Genomic DNA, 257 nt, shown 5'->3' on the forward strand with positions numbered 1-257 from the left:
GACCGGTTCTCCTGACCCGACCGCTGGCATCGGCGAAGACCATTTCTCTACGCGTTGGGTGGGGACTGTGCAGCCTGCGAATACGGGGGCGTACACCATCTATGTGGATAGCGATAATATCGCTAGAGTGTGGGTTGGCGAGACACTTGTCGTTAACAAGACGAGTGGTACAAGAGAAGAGCAAAGCGGAACGGTTGCGTTAACAGCCGGACAGCAGTACCCGGTGAAGGTCGAGTATGTTCATGCAGCCGGTGATG

The 257-nt window shown here is 55.6% G+C and carries 1 protein-coding gene; it reads left to right on the forward strand.

Annotated elements, in window-relative coordinates:
* Positions 1–58: 58 nt before the first annotated feature.
* Positions 59–257 (forward strand): PA14 domain-containing protein (locus KVT27_RS25335; protein ID WP_309140254.1); only part of this gene is annotated, 199 nt, incomplete at its 3' end.

Origin of the sequence: Lysinibacillus sp. GbtcB16, from assembly GCF_019091145.1 — a bacterium.
Classification (GTDB): domain Bacteria; phylum Bacillota; class Bacilli; order Bacillales_A; family Planococcaceae; genus Lysinibacillus; species Lysinibacillus fusiformis.